Here is an 18340-nt window from a genome sequence, read left to right on the forward strand (position 1 = left end):
TAGTTAATACCCAATGGCGGATTTTATTTATTATTGTTCAATATTTTGAATATTGTCAATGGCTTCTTTCTGCGACCAATCATAGTGTCGGTAGCTTGTAACTAATCGATTCAATAGAATCAGATTTTCTTCATATTCCAATATAGCTGACATAATATGAATAACAGCATTGCTGTCACCGTAATCGTCATGCATGTATGAATCTAATTTAGCTTCATCAAAAAAGGTACTCATAAATTCTTTTCGAAGAGAAGATTTATACGCAATAAAATTAACCGCTTCGGGATCTACACGACCATTAAACTTCAGCAGTATCTGCTCATGACCGCTTAGCAAAACTTCCAATCTTTCTCGAATCAGTATACGCAAATCAGAAGAAAAGTGATTAAAAACATTTTCTGCAGAATGCAATGTACTAGCTAAGTTGTATGCAGCTCTAGTTGTTTCGACCAATTGTCGATAAACTGCGATTCTACGAAGGTTTCTGATTTGTTTAGGTCTGGATTTGGTTAAAATGTTGTCTTCCTTCATCATAGACATGTAGTTGTCCATCCGTTTGATCTCAGATTGAATGAACTTCAAATCTTTTTTCAAAAGAGTAAACTGTGTATTTTTTCGAACGCTTGCTCGAATCCATTTCATCAATTCAGACGATGTGTAATCCATTAAGTGAAAAAGCTTATCTTCATACTTTGGCCGATACAAAAACGTGTTCACCATTGTTCCAATGATGACACCCATAATCGTGGACAACACACGTATTCCTGCAGCCAATACAAAAGAATCTGCTGTAGTAAAACTAATAACGATCAATGTCACTACAGCATTCCCAATAACATTGTCAAAATTCAACTGGTGTAAAATAGCGATCAATATGGCAGATGCAAAACCAACGATCAAATAATGACTTCCAAAACTCACGGTGAAAATAACAGCAACTATACCACCTATAGTATTTCCTAAAATTCGATTTCGAACTTGAACCCACTGACGTTTAGGTGAAGGCTGCATTGCAAAAACAGCAGAAATTCCAGCCAAGATACTTCCTTCCGGCATACCAAGTATGGGTGGAACTAATAATGCGAGTGCAACTGCAAGTCCTGTTTTAAACGTACGAGCGCCAATTTTCATAAAAACTGAGTCCCCTCATGATTAATAATTGTCTACAATTGATTTATTATACCAAACCTTAATGGTTTTGCAAAGGGCATACGAAGGCAAACAGTTATCTTATAATTTAGAAAAGGCAGTATCGATAGCTTTTTTAGTTTCATCAATGTCTTCTTGAGTATGCATAATAGTGATATACATCGCTTCGTATTTGCTAGGTGCTAAATTGATACCTTCATCCAACATCGCTTTAAAGAATTGCCCATAACGTTCAGCATCTGTGTCAACGGCGTCATTATAATCTTTTACTTCGTGGTCGGTAAAGTAGACTTGTAATGATCCGCCTATCTGGTTGACAACAGTTGGAATAGAATATTTTTTACCAGCAGCTTCTAAAGCATCTCTTAATTGTTCAGCGAAGCCAGCCATTCTTTCGTAAATACCTGGTTCTTGTAAAACTTCTAAACAGGCAATACCAGCTTGCATCGAAAGCGGATTTCCAGCCATAGTTCCAGCTTGATAAGCAGGGCCTAAAGGAGCGACAGTATCCATGATTTCAACTGGACCACCATAAGCACCGATCGGCAGACCGCCGCCAATAGACTTACCAAAGGCAGTTAAATCCGGGATAACTCCTAATAGATCTTGAGCAGCGCCGTAATGGAAACGGAAATTAGTGATTACTTCATCATAGATCACTAAAGCACCATGTTGGTGAGTGATTTCGTTGACAGCTTCCAAGAATCCTGGTTTAGGTGCAACCATACCGAAGTTTCCTACAATCGGTTCAACTAATACAGCAGCGACTTGGTCTCCCCATTTTTCCATGACCGCACGATAAGATTCAACATCATTATAAGGAACAGTGATTACTTCTCTTGCAGTTCCAACTGTTACTCCGCCAGAACTATTCGTTCCTAAAGTTGAAGGACCACTTCCTGCTTCTACCAGAACCAAGTCAAAGTGACCATGGTATTGACCGGAGAATTTAACGATCAATTCGCGATTTGTATATGCCCGAGCAACCCTGACTGTCGTCATGACAGCTTCAGTTCCAGAGTTTGTAAAACGAACTTTATCCATTGAAGGAATAGCATCCGTCAACATTTTTGCAAATTTAACTTCATGTTTAGTTGGTGTACCAAATAAAACCCCTGTTTCTGCTGCACTTTTGACAGCTTTTACAACATGAGGATGATTGAATCCTGTAATGATAGGACCATATGCTGCTAAGTAATCAATATACCGGTTGCCATCAACGTCATATAAATAAGCACCATCTCCGTATTCCATTGTAACAGGGTACCCGCCGCCGACTGCTTTATAAGAACGACTTGGACTGTTTACACCCCCTACAATAACTTTTTCTGCTTCCGCGCCTACTTGATTTGATTTTGAATGGTCTAACTTCATATTGTTCCTCCTAAAATATCTGTGAAAATCGCAAAAAACTAAATTCTTTGTACTTTAATCATAGGAGAATTGTACAGAATTTTCAATCTTTATTGTGAAAAGTCATCAAAACTCTCATAAAAAGATGTTTTGACCGGCTATGATTCTAAGACTAGAGAAGACTTTGTGTATTTGTATAAAGAAAACTTGTTAGTTAAAGAAATCTAGTTGCAAAAAAGAGGAAAAGTAAGTAAAATGATAGAGTAGGTCATTATTATCTAATAATGGTTATAATCTATTTTAAAAAAGGGGAGCCCTATTTATGAGTGAGCGTGTGTCTCAATCCATTAATAAATTAAAAGCAAATAACATTCGTATCACACCTCAGCGTTATGGGATATTGGAGTATTTGATTGAACATGATAGTCATCCGACTGCTGATGAAATTTATAAAGCATTGTCTGATCGATTCCCCAGTATGAGTGTAGCTACCGTTTACAATAATTTGCGGTTATTTACAGAAATTGGTTTTGTTAAAGAAATGAGATTCGGAGATGCTTCCAGCAGATTTGATTTCGCAACGACTGAGCATTATCATGCTGTCTGTGAAAATTGCGGTAAAGTAGAAGACGTTTACTATCCAGGTCTAGAAGATGTTGAAAGTGTTACTGCAGATCTTACAGGTTTCAAAATTACACATCACCGCTTAGAGATTTATGGATTATGCATGGATTGTCAAAAACTGGAGCAATTTTCTGAGGTAAAATAGTATAGAATTGTTTTTCATGAACAGTTATGTAGAAACCTTGAACGATTTTAGATTTCAAGGTTTCTATTTTTCTCTTGTCTGTTGTTTTTTGACAAAAAAATAGTGATAATAAAATAGAAGAAACCTAATCAAGTTAGGTAGATTGAAAGGGGATTCTAAATGGCGACGTTAAATGATGTGGCAAAAAAAGCCAATGTTTCTAAAATGACTGTTTCTCGAGTGATCAACCATCCAGAGCAAGTAACAGATGAATTGAAAACATTAGTGATACAAGCGATGAAAGAGTTGAATTATCGCCCTAATACAGCCGCCAAAGCTCTAGTAAATAATCGAACTCTAGTCATCAAATTTTTTATTTTAGAAAAAATGAGTACGACAGAGCCTTATTACATGAATTTGCTGACCGGAATTGCTAAAGGGTTGGAAGAAGAACAGTACTCGCTTCAATTAGTGACGCAAAACAACTTTGATATCGGGTTATGCGATGGGTATATCATGACAGGAGTACGTCAAAAAGACTATGAATGGATTGCCAGAGCGACAAAACCTGTGGTATTGTTTGGAGAAAATGATCGCGGATACGACTTTATAGATACAGATAATAAACAAGGTGTATCAGCTGCCACCCAGCATGTGTTAGATTTAGGTTATGAGAAAGTTGTTTACATAGGAATTGATATTAATGAAAAATTTGAAAAATCGAGAGAATCTGGCTATAAAGAGGTAATGGAAAAACATCATAAAGAAAAGACTGCATTCCATTTTAAAAACCATTCTTCTCTGTCATCACAATTTATAGAAGAAAACTGGGGCTTATTTGAACCAAATACGGCTTTTGTCTGCAGTTCTGATCGTTTAGCATTAGGAATCGAAAGAGGCATCTTAAAAATGAACGGCAGTATTCCAGATGATTTTGGTATAGTAGGACATGACGGCGTGTTCCTAGACCAGATTGCTTATCCCAGATTGACGACTATGAGGCAGCCTGTAGTGGAAATGGGGGAAGCCTGTGCTAAAATGATTTTGAAAAAAATAGCTGAAAATGGTACATCTCAAGGAAATCTAGTCTTTGAATCAACGTTGGTAGAAAGAGGATCGACAAGAAAAAAGAAATAGCTGAATACCCATTAAAATCTACTGAATAGACAGAAAAGAGTGAGCAACTGTATGAAAAAAATAATGATCATCGCAAATCCATCTTCAGGAAAAGAAAAGTCTGAAGAATACTTAGAAAAATTACAGTCAATCTTAGGTGAAACAGCCCAAGAGATCAAAATCAACCAAACAAAAGAAAAAGGTGATGCTGAAGAATACGCACGTAAAGCAACTAGTGAAGGATTTGATACTGTAATTGCTATGGGTGGAGACGGAACGATGCATGAAGTAGTAAATGGGTTAAGAAAAAACGATCAATCAGCAGCTTTAGGTATTGTTCCGCTTGGAACAGTCAATAACTTCGCCAAAGCTTTAGGCATTCCAAATGATCCGCTAGAAGCAATAGAAGTTTTTGCGGATGCGCAGATGGTTTCGATTGATACAGGTAAGATCAATGAGACTTATTTTGTCAGTTCCGTTTCGGCTGGTCCGATACCGGAAACGGTTCAACACGTCGACAGTGAAATGAAAACAACTTTTGGCCCATTAGCCTATTTCATCCAAGGTGTGAAGGCCTTAGATCAAGAAACCGTTTATCCATTTACGCTGCTTTTTGATGGGAAAGAGCTGGAAGAACAGTATAGCTTAGTCATCATTGCATTAAGCAATTCGGTAGCCGGTATTCAAAATTTCATTCCTGAAGCAACTATTGAAGATGGAAAATTGTATTTTCTAGGATTGAAAGAAACTACGTTGCATCAAAAATTGGTTTTAGTTCCTAAGTTGTTCCAAAATCATACAGATTATTCTGAACAAGTGGACATGATACCTTTTAGTAAAGGACAAATCAGACTGGATGAAAATAATGATTTAAAAACGACGATCGATGGAGAAGTTGGACTAAGTTTTCCGGCTGAGATCGAAGTTTTCCCGAAATCGTTAAATGTACTTATTCCTGCTGATTCCACTGTGATCGAGGATAAATAAAAAACTGCACCTAAACGAGGATTCATTCTCGTTTAGGTGCAGTTTTCATTTGTGTTTAAGAATTACTGCATGTAATCTAGAGGTGTTGTACTTTGAAGATAAAATTCTTCTCGGTCACTTTCCGGAACCATGCTTCCTCCAGTCGCCCAAGCAATATGGGTAGCATGAGGCAGTTTATCAATCAAATCATGTTTTTGCAAGTATTGCTTGCCTTCTTCAGTAGATAATAAACGAACAGCTCCAGGTAAACCGGCTACAGCAGCGGGTTCTAAAAAGATTTGTTCGCTGTCCGCTAAAGAAGCGAGTAATTGATAAGTATGGCGATCATCAAGTGTATAAGACCCGCTGAAGAAGTTTTCCATTACTTTAGCCACAAAACCAGAAGTACGAGGAACAGCCAATCCATCCGCACATGTTTTTCCATCAATAGTAAAGTCTTTAACAGACACATTATCGTATTGCTGTGTAACAAGCCCTACCAGCATAGAAGGAGTATGAGTAGGTTCAGCAAAGAAGCAGTGGACGTTGTCACCATAAATTTGTTTCAAACCGAAAGTGATACCTCCTGGGCTTCCGCCAATTCCGCAAGGCAAATAAACGAAGAGAGGATGGTCTTTATCAACTGTGATACCTTTATCATCAAGTTGTGTTTTTAATCGACTTCCAGCGACCGTATATCCTAAAAAGAGATCTACAGAATGTTCGTCATCGACAAAGTAAGACATAGGATCTGCATTTGATTCGGCCCGTCCCATTTCAACGGCTTTAGTAAAGTCTGACTCATGTTCAATAACCGTTACCCCGCGCGAGCGTAAAAAATCTTTTTTCCATTTTTTAGCTTCGACAGACATATGGACAGTTACTTCAAAGCCTAACTTAGCGCCGACCGTCCCCACACTGATACCTAGGTTGCCAGTCGTGCCTACAGCAATTTTATGTTTTGCAAAAAAATCATGAAACTTTTCACTGGCAAAAATACTGTAATCCTCATCCATAGAGTTTAGAAGACCATACTCCAAAGCTAATGTCTCAGCGTGTTTTAGTACTTCGTAGATAGCACCTCTGGCTTTGATCGTTCCAGCAATGGGCAAAGTATCATCTCTTTTTAATAAAAAATTTCCTTGGATAAAAGTATCTGTTTCTTTTTCGATAATTTTTTTCATTTCAGTTAAGGGAGTTAAATCAGATTCGATGATACCGTTTGATTCCTTGGTTTCGGGGAAAGCAATTTTTAAATAAGAAGCAAATCGTTTTAAACGACTTTCAGCATCATCAACATCCTTTTGAGTATAATCAACTTGTTCATTAGCGGTGTCGAAAGCTGTTTTGTTTTGGTTGATCCAAAATATTTCTTCTGTTTTTATAATCTTTTCTAATATTGGTACCGACTCAATCCATTGAGGTAAACTTTTACCTGCAACGATTTTTTCACTCACGAAAATCCCTCCTCCAATATCTCAAAAATACACCACTACAATAGCATACTCAACAAAGAAATGCTAGCATATCTTCAATCATACCAAGTGTTGAAGTATAAACTATGATTAATAAAAACTGATGTTTAAAAAGGTTGTCTAATAAACTAATAAGATATGTGCAGTACAGAAGTGAAAGAAAAGGGGAAATTTAAAAAAGATGTTATCGGTAACATTTATTAAACCTTGTAAGTGCTTTCTAATTTCGTTAATCTTAATACGAAACAGGAAATTAAAAACGGATCATTAATTAAAAGTTAGGAGAGAACAAAATGGAAGAAAAGTGGTGGCAGCAAGCTGTTGTATATCAAGTTTATCCTGGAAGTTTTCAAGATACAAATAATGACGGGATTGGCGATATCAGAGGGCTTATTGAGCGATTGAAGCATATTCAATCTTTAGGAGCTAACGTTATTTGGTTAAATCCCATTTTTCAATCTCCTCAAGTAGACAATGGTTATGACGTATCTGATTATTACACGATAGATCCTTTGTACGGCACGATGGAAGATGTAGAAGAATTGCTGGATAAAGCACATAGTTTAGGACTTAAAGTGATTTTTGATCTAGTCCTGAATCATACTTCTAGAGAACATCATTGGTTTCAGGAGGCTATAAAAGGAAGAGATAATCCTTATCGGGATTTTTATATATGGAGGGATCCTAAACCAGGTGATCAGCTTCCTAACAATTGGGCTTCTTTTTTCGGAGGATCTGTGTGGGAGAAAGAACCGTCAGGGGATCAGTATTATTTTCATTTATTTGATAAGACGATGCCTGATTTAAATTGGGAAAATGAAATGGTCCAGCAAGAAGTAGTCAACATAGCTGATTATTGGCTGGAAAAGGGAGTAGATGGATTTCGATTAGATGCATTCATTCATCTAGATAAAGCTAAGGGATTTCCTGATGTCCATGCAAAAGAGGGAGAAATCGTCTTAGCCGAGGAATATTATTCTAATCTCGAAAAAGTAACGGACTATATAGCTGAAATGGCAAAGACACTTCGTCGGAAAAAAGAAGATATTTTTATATTAGGTGAAGCTGCATCAGCAGATGTTAAAAAAGCGAGAGAGTATTCTGATCCTGCGAATGGAGCATGTGATACAGTCGTTACGTTCCGATTTTTTCCTATGGATGATTCTCAAAAAGATGCTAGATTACCATCTGACATGCAAATAGAAAAATTGGATATTCCTGCATTTAAAAAGACTATGAGCGAATTTCAAGAAGGATTGAGCGATATCGGGGGACCGACTTTGTATTGGAATAACCATGATATGGCTCGTATGGTATCTCGTTTCGGCAGTACAGAAAAGGAGAGAGACAACAGTACGAAAATGCTGGCAACATTGATGTATCTGCAAAAAGGTATCCCGATTCTCTTGAACGGAGAAGAGATCGGCATGAAGAACTTGGAGCGCGACTCACTAGATGACTTCAAGAAGATGAAGGAAATTTATTTTATAGAGAAAGCTCAATCGTTAGGGTATTCAGATGATTTTATTATTGAACAGCTGAATGCTAGAAGCATCAACGCGAGTCGTGGAGTTATGCAATGGGATACAAGCGATTATGCGGGGTTTTCTACTTGTCCACCATGGAGCGGAGTGAATGAAGAACCGAAGTATACTGTTGAAATGCAAGAACAGGATGAAACAAGTATATTGAATTATTACAAGAAGTTGTTAAAATACAAAAAAACACCTTTGTTTACAAAAGGTGATTTTCAACTCCTTGATACAAATCATCATTTGTACTGTTACGAAAGAACTTTAGGAGATTTTACTGCTTTGGTTTGCTGCAACTTCAGCGACCAAGAACAGCTATTCATAGATGCTCGGTTAACTAAGCTGTCTTACAGGGATATCTTGCAAAATGAGCATAATATAATTGAAGCAGACAAAGTAACACTTGCTCCCTATGGCGCAGTTGTAGTGGTATTTGAACAAACAGAACAATAAATTGAATAAGAAATGAGGAACAACCAATGGACACATCAGCATTATTGCATCGTCCAGATAGCGAGTATGCTTATCTTTATGATGACAACAAATTCAATATTCGATTACGCACGAAAGCTGGAGAAGCAGAAAAAATTACCCTGATCAGCGGGGACAACTATGCATATAAAAAAGAGGAATGGAAAGAAAACGAGCAGCCCTTAAAATTAATCGCTCAAACAAATATTCATGACTACTGGGGAATCGTTGCTTCTGCACCTCATAATCGTTTAGCTTATGCATTTCATATTACCGGAAAAGATGGGATTGAAGTCTTATATTCAGACAGGGGAGCGTATCCTTACGAAGATCGGTACATGGAAAATATCAATAGTTTTTTCCGTATGCCTTATTTCCATGACATTGACCGCGTAGCTATACCAAACTGGGCTCGGGAAACGATTTGGTACCAAATTTTTCCAGAACGGTTTGCAAATGGAGACAAATCTAACGATCCTGAAAACGTCTTAGAGTGGGGAGGAAAAAAGCACCCTTCACGAGATGATTTTTATGGTGGAGATCTTCAAGGTGTAATCGATCATTTGGACTATCTAGTTGATCTGGGAATCAATGGGATTTATTTTACGCCGATATTCAAAGCACCATCTAACCATAAGTATGATACAGTGGATTACTTCGAAGTCGATCCGCATTTCGGCGACAAACAATTATTCAAAAATTTAGTTGAAGAAGCTCATAAACGCGGGATACGTGTCATGCTGGATGCGGTGTTCAATCATATGGGGATGTCTTCTTATCAATGGCAAGATGTATTAGACAAACAAGAAGCTTCAGAATACATCGATTGGTTCCATATCGATGAGTTTCCAATCAGATCGTTAGAAGGATTAAGTGCAGATGAATTGGAGAACGTAGGCCCATTGAACTATCATACTTTTGCATTTACTGGACATATGCCCAAATTGAATACAGCAAACCCTGCAGTTCAAAAATATTTGATCAATATCGCAACATACTGGGTAAGAGAATTTGGTATTGATGCATGGAGATTAGACGTAGCAAACGAAGTAGATCATCGTTTTTGGAAAAAATTCAATCGCTCTGTACGTAAGGTCAACCCTGAGATCTATATTCTAGGAGAAATCTGGCATTCTTCTCAAAGTTGGCTGCAAGGAGATGAATTTCACGCTGTTATGAATTATGCATTTACGGAACAAATCGAAGAATTCTTTACTAATAAATCAAGTTCCGCTGTAAAAATGGTTTCCGGATTAAATGAGCAATTGATGTTGTATCGCAGACAAACCAATGAAGTTATGTTCAACATGCTAGATTCTCACGATACTCCGCGACTATTGACAAAAGCAAATGGGAACAAGCAAATTGCTAAAGCAGAACTGACTTTTATGTTCACTCAAACAGGGGCTCCTTGTCTTTATTATGGAACAGAAGTTGGTCTGGAAGGTTATAATGACCCTGATTGTCGAAAATGTATGATCTGGGATGAAGAAGAACGAGACAACGATATGTATCATTTTATTAAAAGCTTGATCACATTTAGAAAAGAACATCAGGATTTATTGAGCTTTGGAGAAACTGAGTGGCTGGATGTAAGAGAAGACGAACGAGTGGTTGGGTTTAAAAAATTCTATAACGGGGCAGATATCTATGGATACTTCAATCAAGGCGAAGAAACCGTCTCATTGAAATACCATCAAGAGCCAGTGCCTATCTTTAGAAATTTAACCTCTATAAAAGCCAATGAAATACGCATCAAGCCATATGGATTCGTCCTCTTTACTTTAGGTGATGAAGTAAAGTTAGATCATGACAACTACAACTATCAAGAACACTAATTAACACTAAAGGGCTATCCTCTTACTTTGATAGTAAGGAAGGGTAGTTTTTTTTGAAAAACAGTTTTGTATTAAAATTGCCATAAAACCAAAGCAGCTGAGGGTAGAGTAAGGTAGAACAGTCTGTTCTACAGAGAGCGTTCTGATGATAATATTTCTGTTACCGGTAACATTAAGAAAACGTTTGCAAAAACAGGTAATATTCGTAATAATAAGGATGTACTTAAAAAGAACACATTAGGGAGGAATTATTCATGAATCAAAAAAGATTTAAAAAATACTTAATGGGCGTTGTTTCTGCAAGCGCTTTACTGTTAGCTGCATGTGGAGGAGGCGAGGAAGAAGCTGCCGAATCAAGTTCTGGAACAAATGACTCAACAGAAACTTCAGGTTCTAATTTTGATGGGGAAACATTAAAAATCTCTATTGACCCAATGTATACTGGATTTATCGAAGGCATTTCTGATTCTTTTGAAGAAGAAACAGGAGCAACGATTGAAGTAGAAGAAAAAGATATGTTCGAAACTCTTGAAGCTTTGCCTTTAGATGGTCCAGCTGGTCTATCTCCAGACGTAACATTGGCACCGTATGACAGAATCGGAGGTCTTGGACAGCAAGGACATTTAGCTGAGTACACATTACCTGACGACGGTCGTTATGATGAGATCGACGAACAACAAGTAACAATGCAAGATAAAATCTATGGAGCACCTTTTGTTATCGAGTCAATGGTTCTATACTACAATACAGATTTAGTAGAAAAAGCGCCTGAAACTTTCGAAGAGTTGGAAGCGTTAACGGAAGATGAGCAATATGATTATGAAGGTGAAGCAGGTAAGAGTGTAGCATTCCTTGCGAACTGGGTAGATTTCTATAACTCATACGGATTATTGAATGGTTACGGCGGATATGTATTCGGCGCTGACGGAACTGACCCTTCAGACATTGGGTTGAATAAACCTGAAGCTATCGAAGGTATCCAATATGCAACAGATTGGTTCCAAAACACATGGCCAAAAGGAATGTTAGATGTTACAACAGCTGGTAACTTTATTGATGAGCAATTTACAACAGGTACAGCTGGAGCAGTAATCAATGGACCTTGGGCTGCATCGAATTATATGGAATCTGGAGTAAATGTTGGAGTTGCAACAGTACCAACATTGCCAAATGGAGAAGAATACCAACCTTTTGCTGGTGGTAAAGGATGGGTAGTCAGCCAATATTCAGAAAATCCTGAATTAGGTCAAGCATTCCTAGACTTTGCTACAAATGAAGAAAACATGGAAGCATTATATTCAGAATATACAAATGAAGTACCTGCTAACCAAATGGTAAGACAAACAATCATTGATGCTAATGATGACGAATTAGCAATGGCTGTAGTAAACCAATACAACGTTTCATCTCCAATGCCAAACATTCCAGAAATGGCAGAAGTTTGGGTAGGTGCTGAAACAATGATGTTTGATGCTGGATCAGGCAACAAAACTCCAGAAGAATCAGCTAACGACACAGTTAAAGTTATTGAACAAAATATCGAACAAAAATACTAAAAAAGATAACGTAAATACTAAATAGTAGGAACGTGATTTCGGCGGAGATGATTGACTATATCTCTGCCGAAAATTTTTAAGAAGGAGATGAATAATTGTGGAGACGAGTGAGGTACGTAAGAAAAAAGTAGAATACTCTCCAGAAGATAAAAAACACATCCAAAAAGCAGGTGTGTTCTCAATTATTCCGGGATTAGGACAGTTTTACAATAAACAATACTTTAAAGGTGCACTTTTTCTAGCAGTGTTTCTGCTATTCGTAATAGAAATGGTTTTATTCGGAGTCAGCGCTTTTGAAAATTTGATCACATTAGGTTCGATCCCTAGAGAAGACCATTCTTTATTTTTAATGATTCAAGGGACATTGCAGATTTTAGTTACATTGATTTTTATAGTGTTTTATGCAGCTAACATCAGTGATGCAAGACGTATCGCAGCACTGAAAGCATTAACTCCTGAAAAAGTTAGTTACTCTATCAAAAATACATTATTAAACACTTGGAATAATGGTTTTGCTTACTTATTGACTATTCCAGCCTATATCTTAATGATATTTACCATTGTATTTCCTGTATTAGTGACGATTTTTATCGCTTTTACAAATTACGATTTTTATCATATACCACCTGCAACTTTGATTGATTGGACCGGTTTTGAAAACTTCGCTGCCATCTTTACATTGAGCACCTATCGAGATTCATTTGGGGCTGTATTTGGATGGACAGTAATATGGACGCTTTCCGCCACAACACTACAAATCATTATTGGTATTTTTGCTGCTATTGTAATGCATCAGCCATTCATTAAATTTAAACGGATTTTTGGTGTTATTTTACTCTTGCCTTGGGCAGTACCTGCTTTTATCACTATTCTTTCTTTTTCCAATATGTTTAACGACAGTGCAGGTGCAATCAATACTCAAGTAATTCCATTAATCAATAGTTTGCCATTCATTGATATTCCGGCTATTTCTTGGAAGACAGATCCTTTCTGGACAAAAATAGCCATCATTTCCATTCAAGGCTGGCTTGGATTCCCTTATATTTACGTCTTGACTTCTGGTATATTGCAATCTATTCCGGATGATTGGTATGAAGCTTCCATTATTGATGGAGCGAGCATATTGCAGAAGTTCAGATACATTACTTTGCCGCAAATTTTTGCGGTAGCCGCACCTGTTTTTATTACTCAATATACGTTCAACTTCAATAATTTTTCTATGATTTACCTCTTTAATGAAGGTGGACCTGGAAGTGTGGGGTCAGGAGCAGGAGCAACAGATATTTTGATTTCGTGGATCTATAAATTAACTACTGGAACTTCTCCACAATACAATATCGCCTCAGCTATCACGTTGATTATTTCGGCAATAGTGATCTTTGTGTCCTTACTAGTCTTTAAACGGACACGGGCATTTGAAATGGAGGATTAAGCGATGCAAAATACAAAAAAAGTTAAAACACAAAAAAATCAACGCATATGGGGGAAAATCTTTACGTACCTATTTTTGTTGTTTATGTCAGTCATCATCATTTATCCGTTACTGATCACAGTTACTTCTGCATTCAAACCTGGAAACTTATTGGCATTTAAATTGGATTTCGGTTTTGAATGGACGCTTAACAATTTTAGACGTTTATTTGCTGAAACACAGTACGGACAATGGTACATGAATACATTAAAGGTGGCCGTTATGGCTATGTTGGTACAAGTTGCAGCTGTAACCTTATCCGGTTTTGCATACAGCCGTTACCGCTTTACTGGTCGAAAAGTAACATTGAAATTCTTTTTGATTATCCAGATGGTTCCAACAACTGCTGCTCTTACAGCGTTTTATGTAATGGCTTTGCTGGTAGGTGGTCTAGATCAGCATTGGTTCTTGATTCTTGTGTATATCGGCGGAGGAATTCCAATGAATACTTGGTTAATGAAGGGTTACTTTGATACGGTTCCGATTGACTTGGATGAATCAGCTCGTTTAGATGGAGCAGGCCATTTCCGTATTTTCTGGCAAATCATTATGCCGTTAGTACGCCCAATGATTGCAGTACAAGCTTTATGGGCTTTTATGAACCCATTTGGAGAGTTTATGCTGGCTCGTTTCTTACTACGGTCAACAGAAAATTATACAGTAGCGATTGGGTTACAGACGTTCATTAACAATCCGCAAAATCAACAAGTAGCGCTCTTTTCAGCTGGAGCGATTTTAATAGCTGTTCCAATTTCTATTTTATTCTTCTATTTACAAAAGAGCTTTGTAACAGGATTGACTAAGGGTGGAACAAAAGGATGATTATTGGGCAGATGCAATATAAAAGGAAGTGAAATTACTATTGAAAACAGATACTTTTCCATTAAATTATTTTAAGACGATATGGAGCCCTAAAAGAATCATAGAAAAACGTCAACCACTAAGCTGGTTTCAATTGTTGTTTCTTCTATTATTTTTAAATGCATTGATGATCGTTCCAGTGAGTCTAAACTATACAAAAATGAACAGTTATTCGCTAGAAAATACTTTTCCAAATACTTTTCAATTGCTGGATCAATCGGTAGTCAATGAAATGACAGAAGCTTCCATTGAGAATGGGGAAATGACGATAGATGAATTTACGGTCAACTCAGAAAAAGGTGTCGTAATGGCCGGGATCTCTTCACAAAGAGCAGAACAAATACTCGGTAAAGAAGGGAATGCAGTATTATTTCTTAAAGATCAGTTGATCATCAAAGAGGCAAATCAATCTGCTTCCTATATCCCTTACACAAAAGATTTTACATTAGAAGGAATGGATTCAACAAATCAGTTAAAAGAGGCTGTTTCTCAACAATGGTTTATAAAGAATCAGTCATTTCTTATTGCCGTATTATCCTTCATTTTATTTGTTTTAGTATTGGCTGAATTAGTGTTTTTGATTTTTGGAGCAGCTTTCTTCTTATATATAGCTTCAAAAAATAAACCGTTGTTGAAAAGTAGTTATAAGGAGTCGGTTTCTGTTGTTCTGCATGCAACGGGTGTTCCTACGATTTTAGCTATGCTGATAGGATTGATCGATTTTAACATTATTACTATGGTGACTGTTCAATCTATAGGTATGATCGGATTTATCTGGGTAATTTATTATCATAATAGAATAAGTGAAATAAAAGCACAGAAAGAAATGTCTAAACAAGTTCAATATTAATCCAATGGGAGAGAGATAAATGAAAAGATTATTTGATATTGATTCATGGGAAATAAAGACAACGTCTCTTGATAAAATGAACAAACGATTACAAGAAAGCATCACATCGATCGGAAACGGCTATATGGGTATGCGAGGCAATTTTGAAGAAGGTTATTCTGGGGATACACATATTGGAACATATCTAGCAGGTGTTTGGTACCCAGACAAAACTAGAGTCGGCTGGTGGAAAATTGGTTACCCAGAATACTTCGGAAAAGTGATTAATGCGACTAACTTTATACCTGTAGCTATTTATGTGAATGACGAAAAAGTTGATCTAGCCATTGATGCAGTAAAGGATTTCAACTTATCTCTAAATATGCAAGAAGGGATTTTAAGACGCAGTTACGTATGGAGTAAAGAAGACGTGGAAATACGATTTTCCTTCAAACGTTATGTAAGTATTGTGCAAAAAGAACTGGCAGTCATCGAAGTAAATGCAGAAGTCTTAAAAGGTTCAGCGACTGTCAAATTTGATTCGTATTTGGATGGCGATGTAGAAAATGAAGACAGCAACTATGAAGAAAAGTTTTGGATAGAACGACAAAGAGATAGTAATGAAAAAAGTTACTTGACCACAGATACCATTGAAAATCCATTTGGAACAGAACAGTTTACAGTAACAACCATGATGCAGAACCTTGCTGAAGGGAATAGTCATCGAGAAACTAGAGACCAACATATGTTAGTTGGAGAAACGATTACTTTTGAACTTAGCGAAGGAGAACAAGCGCTTGTCTCTAAATTAGTGACAGTAGTGACGAGCAGAGACACAATAGCGGATCGACAAGTTTATGAAGCGGCAGCCTTATTAGAAGCCGCTCTTTTAAAAGGGGCAGAACAACTGGAAGCCGAACATATTGCAGCTTGGGCAGAACGCTGGAGCAAGGCAGATGTGAAGATTGAGGGAGACGATGAAAGCCAGCAAGGAGTCCGATTTAATATATTCCAACTCTTTTCTACTTACTACGGAAATGATTCTCGATTGAACATTGGACCAAAAGGATTTACTGGAGAGAAATATGGAGGGGCAACTTATTGGGATACAGAAGCATTCATATTACCGATGTATTTGTCTATATCAGATAAAGAAGTCACGGAGCAGCTTCTTGACTATCGATATAATCAATTAGAGGGAGCTTACCATAATGCTCGACAACAAGGACTAAAAGGTGCTTTATACCCGATGGTGACATTCAATGGTATTGAGAGTCATAACGAGTGGGAAATTACATTTGAAGAAATCCATCGTAATGGAACCATCGCCTATGCTATTTACAATTATACGAACTATACTGGAGACGACTCTTTCTTGCAGCAAAAGGGTATAGAAGTTTTAGTAGGGATATCACGTTTTTGGGCTGATCGAGTCCATTTTTCCAAACGAAAAAACAGTTATATGATCCATGGAGTTACTGGGCCGAATGAATATGAGAATAACATAAACAATAACTGGTACACGAATAAAATGGCGACATGGACATTACGTTATACGATAGATAGTTTAGCGAAAGCTTCTCATGTGAAAAAAGAAGAACTAGGGGTCAGCGAGGAAGAGTTAGCGCAATGGCAAGATATTATCGAACGGATGTATTATCCATATGATGAGGAATTTGATGTTTTTGTTCAACATGATACATTTTTAGACAAAGATTTACAAACTGTTGATTCATTAAGTCCAGATGAAAGACCAATCAATCAAAACTGGTCATGGGATAAAATTTTACGTTCTCCTTTTATTAAACAAGCAGATGTTCTTCAAGGATTATATTATTTGAACCATGAATTTACTATAGAAGAAAAAGAACGGAATTTTGATTTCTATGAACCGATGACGGTACATGAATCATCTTTATCACCAGCTATCCATGCTATTTTGGCGGCTGAATTAGGAAAAGAAGAAAAAGCTGTAGAATTTTATGCTAGAACTGCGCGGTTGGATTTGGATAACTACAACAACGATACGGAAGATGGATTGCACATTACTTCTATGAGCGGAGGCTGGCTAGCAATCGTCCAAGGATTCGCTGGTATGAGAACAGCTAACGAAGAATTGGTATTCAAACCATTCTGTCCGCCAAATTGGTCAAGTTACAGCTTTTTAGTAAAATATCGCGGTCGATTACTAGAAATCCAAGTGACAAAAAGTATTGTAACGGTTCAATTAAAAGAAGGAGAGCCGTTAGAGATCAAATTGTACGATAAAAAAGAACTATTAGAAGATACCGTATCAACTTCAGTCAAATAAAATTGTGTTGCAGTAGATAGGAGTATTATAAAAATAAGCTCAGAAGAAAATCGTAGAGATTTAGTGATATTTTTTTCTGAGCTTATTTGATATTTAAGTAAACCGTCTAATTCTTGAAAAGAAAGTTGGAGCAAGTAAGGTAGAAACAATAGAATAACCTTTATACTCGTATACTTTGGGAAACGTAAGAAAAACGAACGAAAGCTGCTATGTCATAGAGATACCACTTGAAAAGATAAGGAATGTATATATATTCGTATTGAAAGAACTAAGTAATGTTCGCTATTTTAAATAATTGTAATTTTATCTTAATTAACGGTTGACCAAATACAGAAAAGTTGCTATAGTATTAAATGTCGTCAGAGAGGACTTGTAAGAGTTTACTTGATGGTAAACTATTTTCTATACTTTAAGTATTGACACGATATAGAAAATAAGTTAAACTCATAAGAGTTGATAGGCAAGAGAGATTATCTCTAGTATTTTGAATAAATATTCAGCAAATGAAGAAAATATTCGAAAAAACTATTGACAACGCAATTAGGAATTGTTATACTAACGGAGTTGTTGATGCGAAGTGTTCGTAAGAAAAGTTGAAAATAACTGTTGACACTAAGTTGAAACGATGATAGTATTAAGGAGTTGTCGCTGAGACAATGAATTA

At 36.8% G+C, this 18340-nt stretch carries 13 protein-coding genes; 10 read left to right on the forward strand and 3 right to left on the reverse strand.

The window, feature by feature from the left end; translation table 11 throughout:
* Positions 1–30: 30 nt before the first annotated feature.
* Together ACE025_RS06100 and ACE025_RS06105 are read right to left on the reverse strand one after the other, a co-directional pair.
* On the reverse strand, positions 31–1131 hold the full coding sequence (locus tag ACE025_RS06100) for an FUSC family protein (RefSeq protein WP_485938486.1): 1101 nt from the start codon (positions 1129–1131) through the stop codon (positions 31–33).
* Positions 1132–1230: 99 nt separating this feature from the next.
* Entirely contained in the window at positions 1231–2523 is a 1293-nt protein-coding gene (locus tag ACE025_RS06105) for a glutamate-1-semialdehyde 2,1-aminomutase (RefSeq protein ID WP_485938488.1), read from the reverse strand.
* A gap of 301 nt (positions 2524–2824) precedes the next feature.
* Here ACE025_RS06105 and ACE025_RS06110 point away from each other — a divergent pair, with 301 nt between their 5' ends.
* From ACE025_RS06110 to ACE025_RS06120, 3 genes are all read left to right on the forward strand, one after another.
* Complete coding sequence (locus tag ACE025_RS06110) at positions 2825–3271, forward strand: Fur family transcriptional regulator (protein ID WP_485938490.1); 447 nt, start codon at positions 2825–2827, stop codon at positions 3269–3271.
* A gap of 159 nt (positions 3272–3430) precedes the next feature.
* Positions 3431–4387, forward strand: coding sequence for a LacI family DNA-binding transcriptional regulator (locus ACE025_RS06115; protein WP_485938492.1), 957 nt, complete (start codon positions 3431–3433; stop codon positions 4385–4387).
* A 51-nt stretch (positions 4388–4438) separates the two neighbouring features.
* Complete coding sequence (locus ACE025_RS06120) at positions 4439–5353, forward strand: diacylglycerol/lipid kinase family protein (protein ID WP_485938494.1); 915 nt, start codon at positions 4439–4441, stop codon at positions 5351–5353.
* A gap of 62 nt (positions 5354–5415) precedes the next feature.
* Here the strand turns inward: ACE025_RS06120 and dsdA are convergent, their stop codons facing one another.
* Positions 5416–6789 (reverse strand): D-serine ammonia-lyase, encoded by a 1374-nt coding sequence (dsdA, locus tag ACE025_RS06125; protein WP_485938496.1) that lies wholly within the window; start codon positions 6787–6789, stop codon positions 5416–5418.
* Positions 6790–7100: 311 nt separating this feature from the next.
* Between dsdA and ACE025_RS06130 the strand changes: the two genes are divergently transcribed.
* The 7 genes from ACE025_RS06130 to ACE025_RS06160 all read left to right on the forward strand — a co-directional run bounded on the left by ACE025_RS06130 (position 7101) and on the right by ACE025_RS06160 (position 17676).
* A complete protein-coding gene (locus ACE025_RS06130; protein ID WP_485938498.1) occupies positions 7101–8792 on the forward strand; it encodes a glycoside hydrolase family 13 protein in 1692 nt (563 codons plus the stop codon).
* 26 nt (positions 8793–8818) lie between these two features.
* A complete protein-coding gene (locus tag ACE025_RS06135; RefSeq protein ID WP_485938500.1) occupies positions 8819–10648 on the forward strand; it encodes a glycoside hydrolase family 13 protein in 1830 nt (609 codons plus the stop codon).
* 254 nt (positions 10649–10902) lie between these two features.
* Entirely contained in the window at positions 10903–12204 is a 1302-nt protein-coding gene (locus ACE025_RS06140) for an extracellular solute-binding protein (RefSeq protein WP_485938502.1), read from the forward strand.
* 94 nt (positions 12205–12298) lie between these two features.
* A complete protein-coding gene (locus ACE025_RS06145; RefSeq protein WP_485938522.1) occupies positions 12299–13636 on the forward strand; it encodes a carbohydrate ABC transporter permease in 1338 nt (445 codons plus the stop codon).
* A 3-nt stretch (positions 13637–13639) separates the two neighbouring features.
* Entirely contained in the window at positions 13640–14497 is an 858-nt protein-coding gene (locus ACE025_RS06150; RefSeq protein ID WP_485938504.1) for a sugar ABC transporter permease, read from the forward strand.
* Between the two features lie 40 nt (positions 14498–14537).
* Positions 14538–15386, forward strand: coding sequence for a DUF1189 family protein (locus ACE025_RS06155; protein WP_485938506.1), 849 nt, complete (start codon positions 14538–14540; stop codon positions 15384–15386).
* Positions 15387–15405: 19 nt separating this feature from the next.
* Complete coding sequence (locus ACE025_RS06160; RefSeq protein WP_485938508.1) at positions 15406–17676, forward strand: glycoside hydrolase family 65 protein; 2271 nt, start codon at positions 15406–15408, stop codon at positions 17674–17676.
* Positions 17677–18340: the final 664 nt, after the last annotated feature.

This window comes from Desemzia sp. AGC72, from assembly GCF_057334175.1.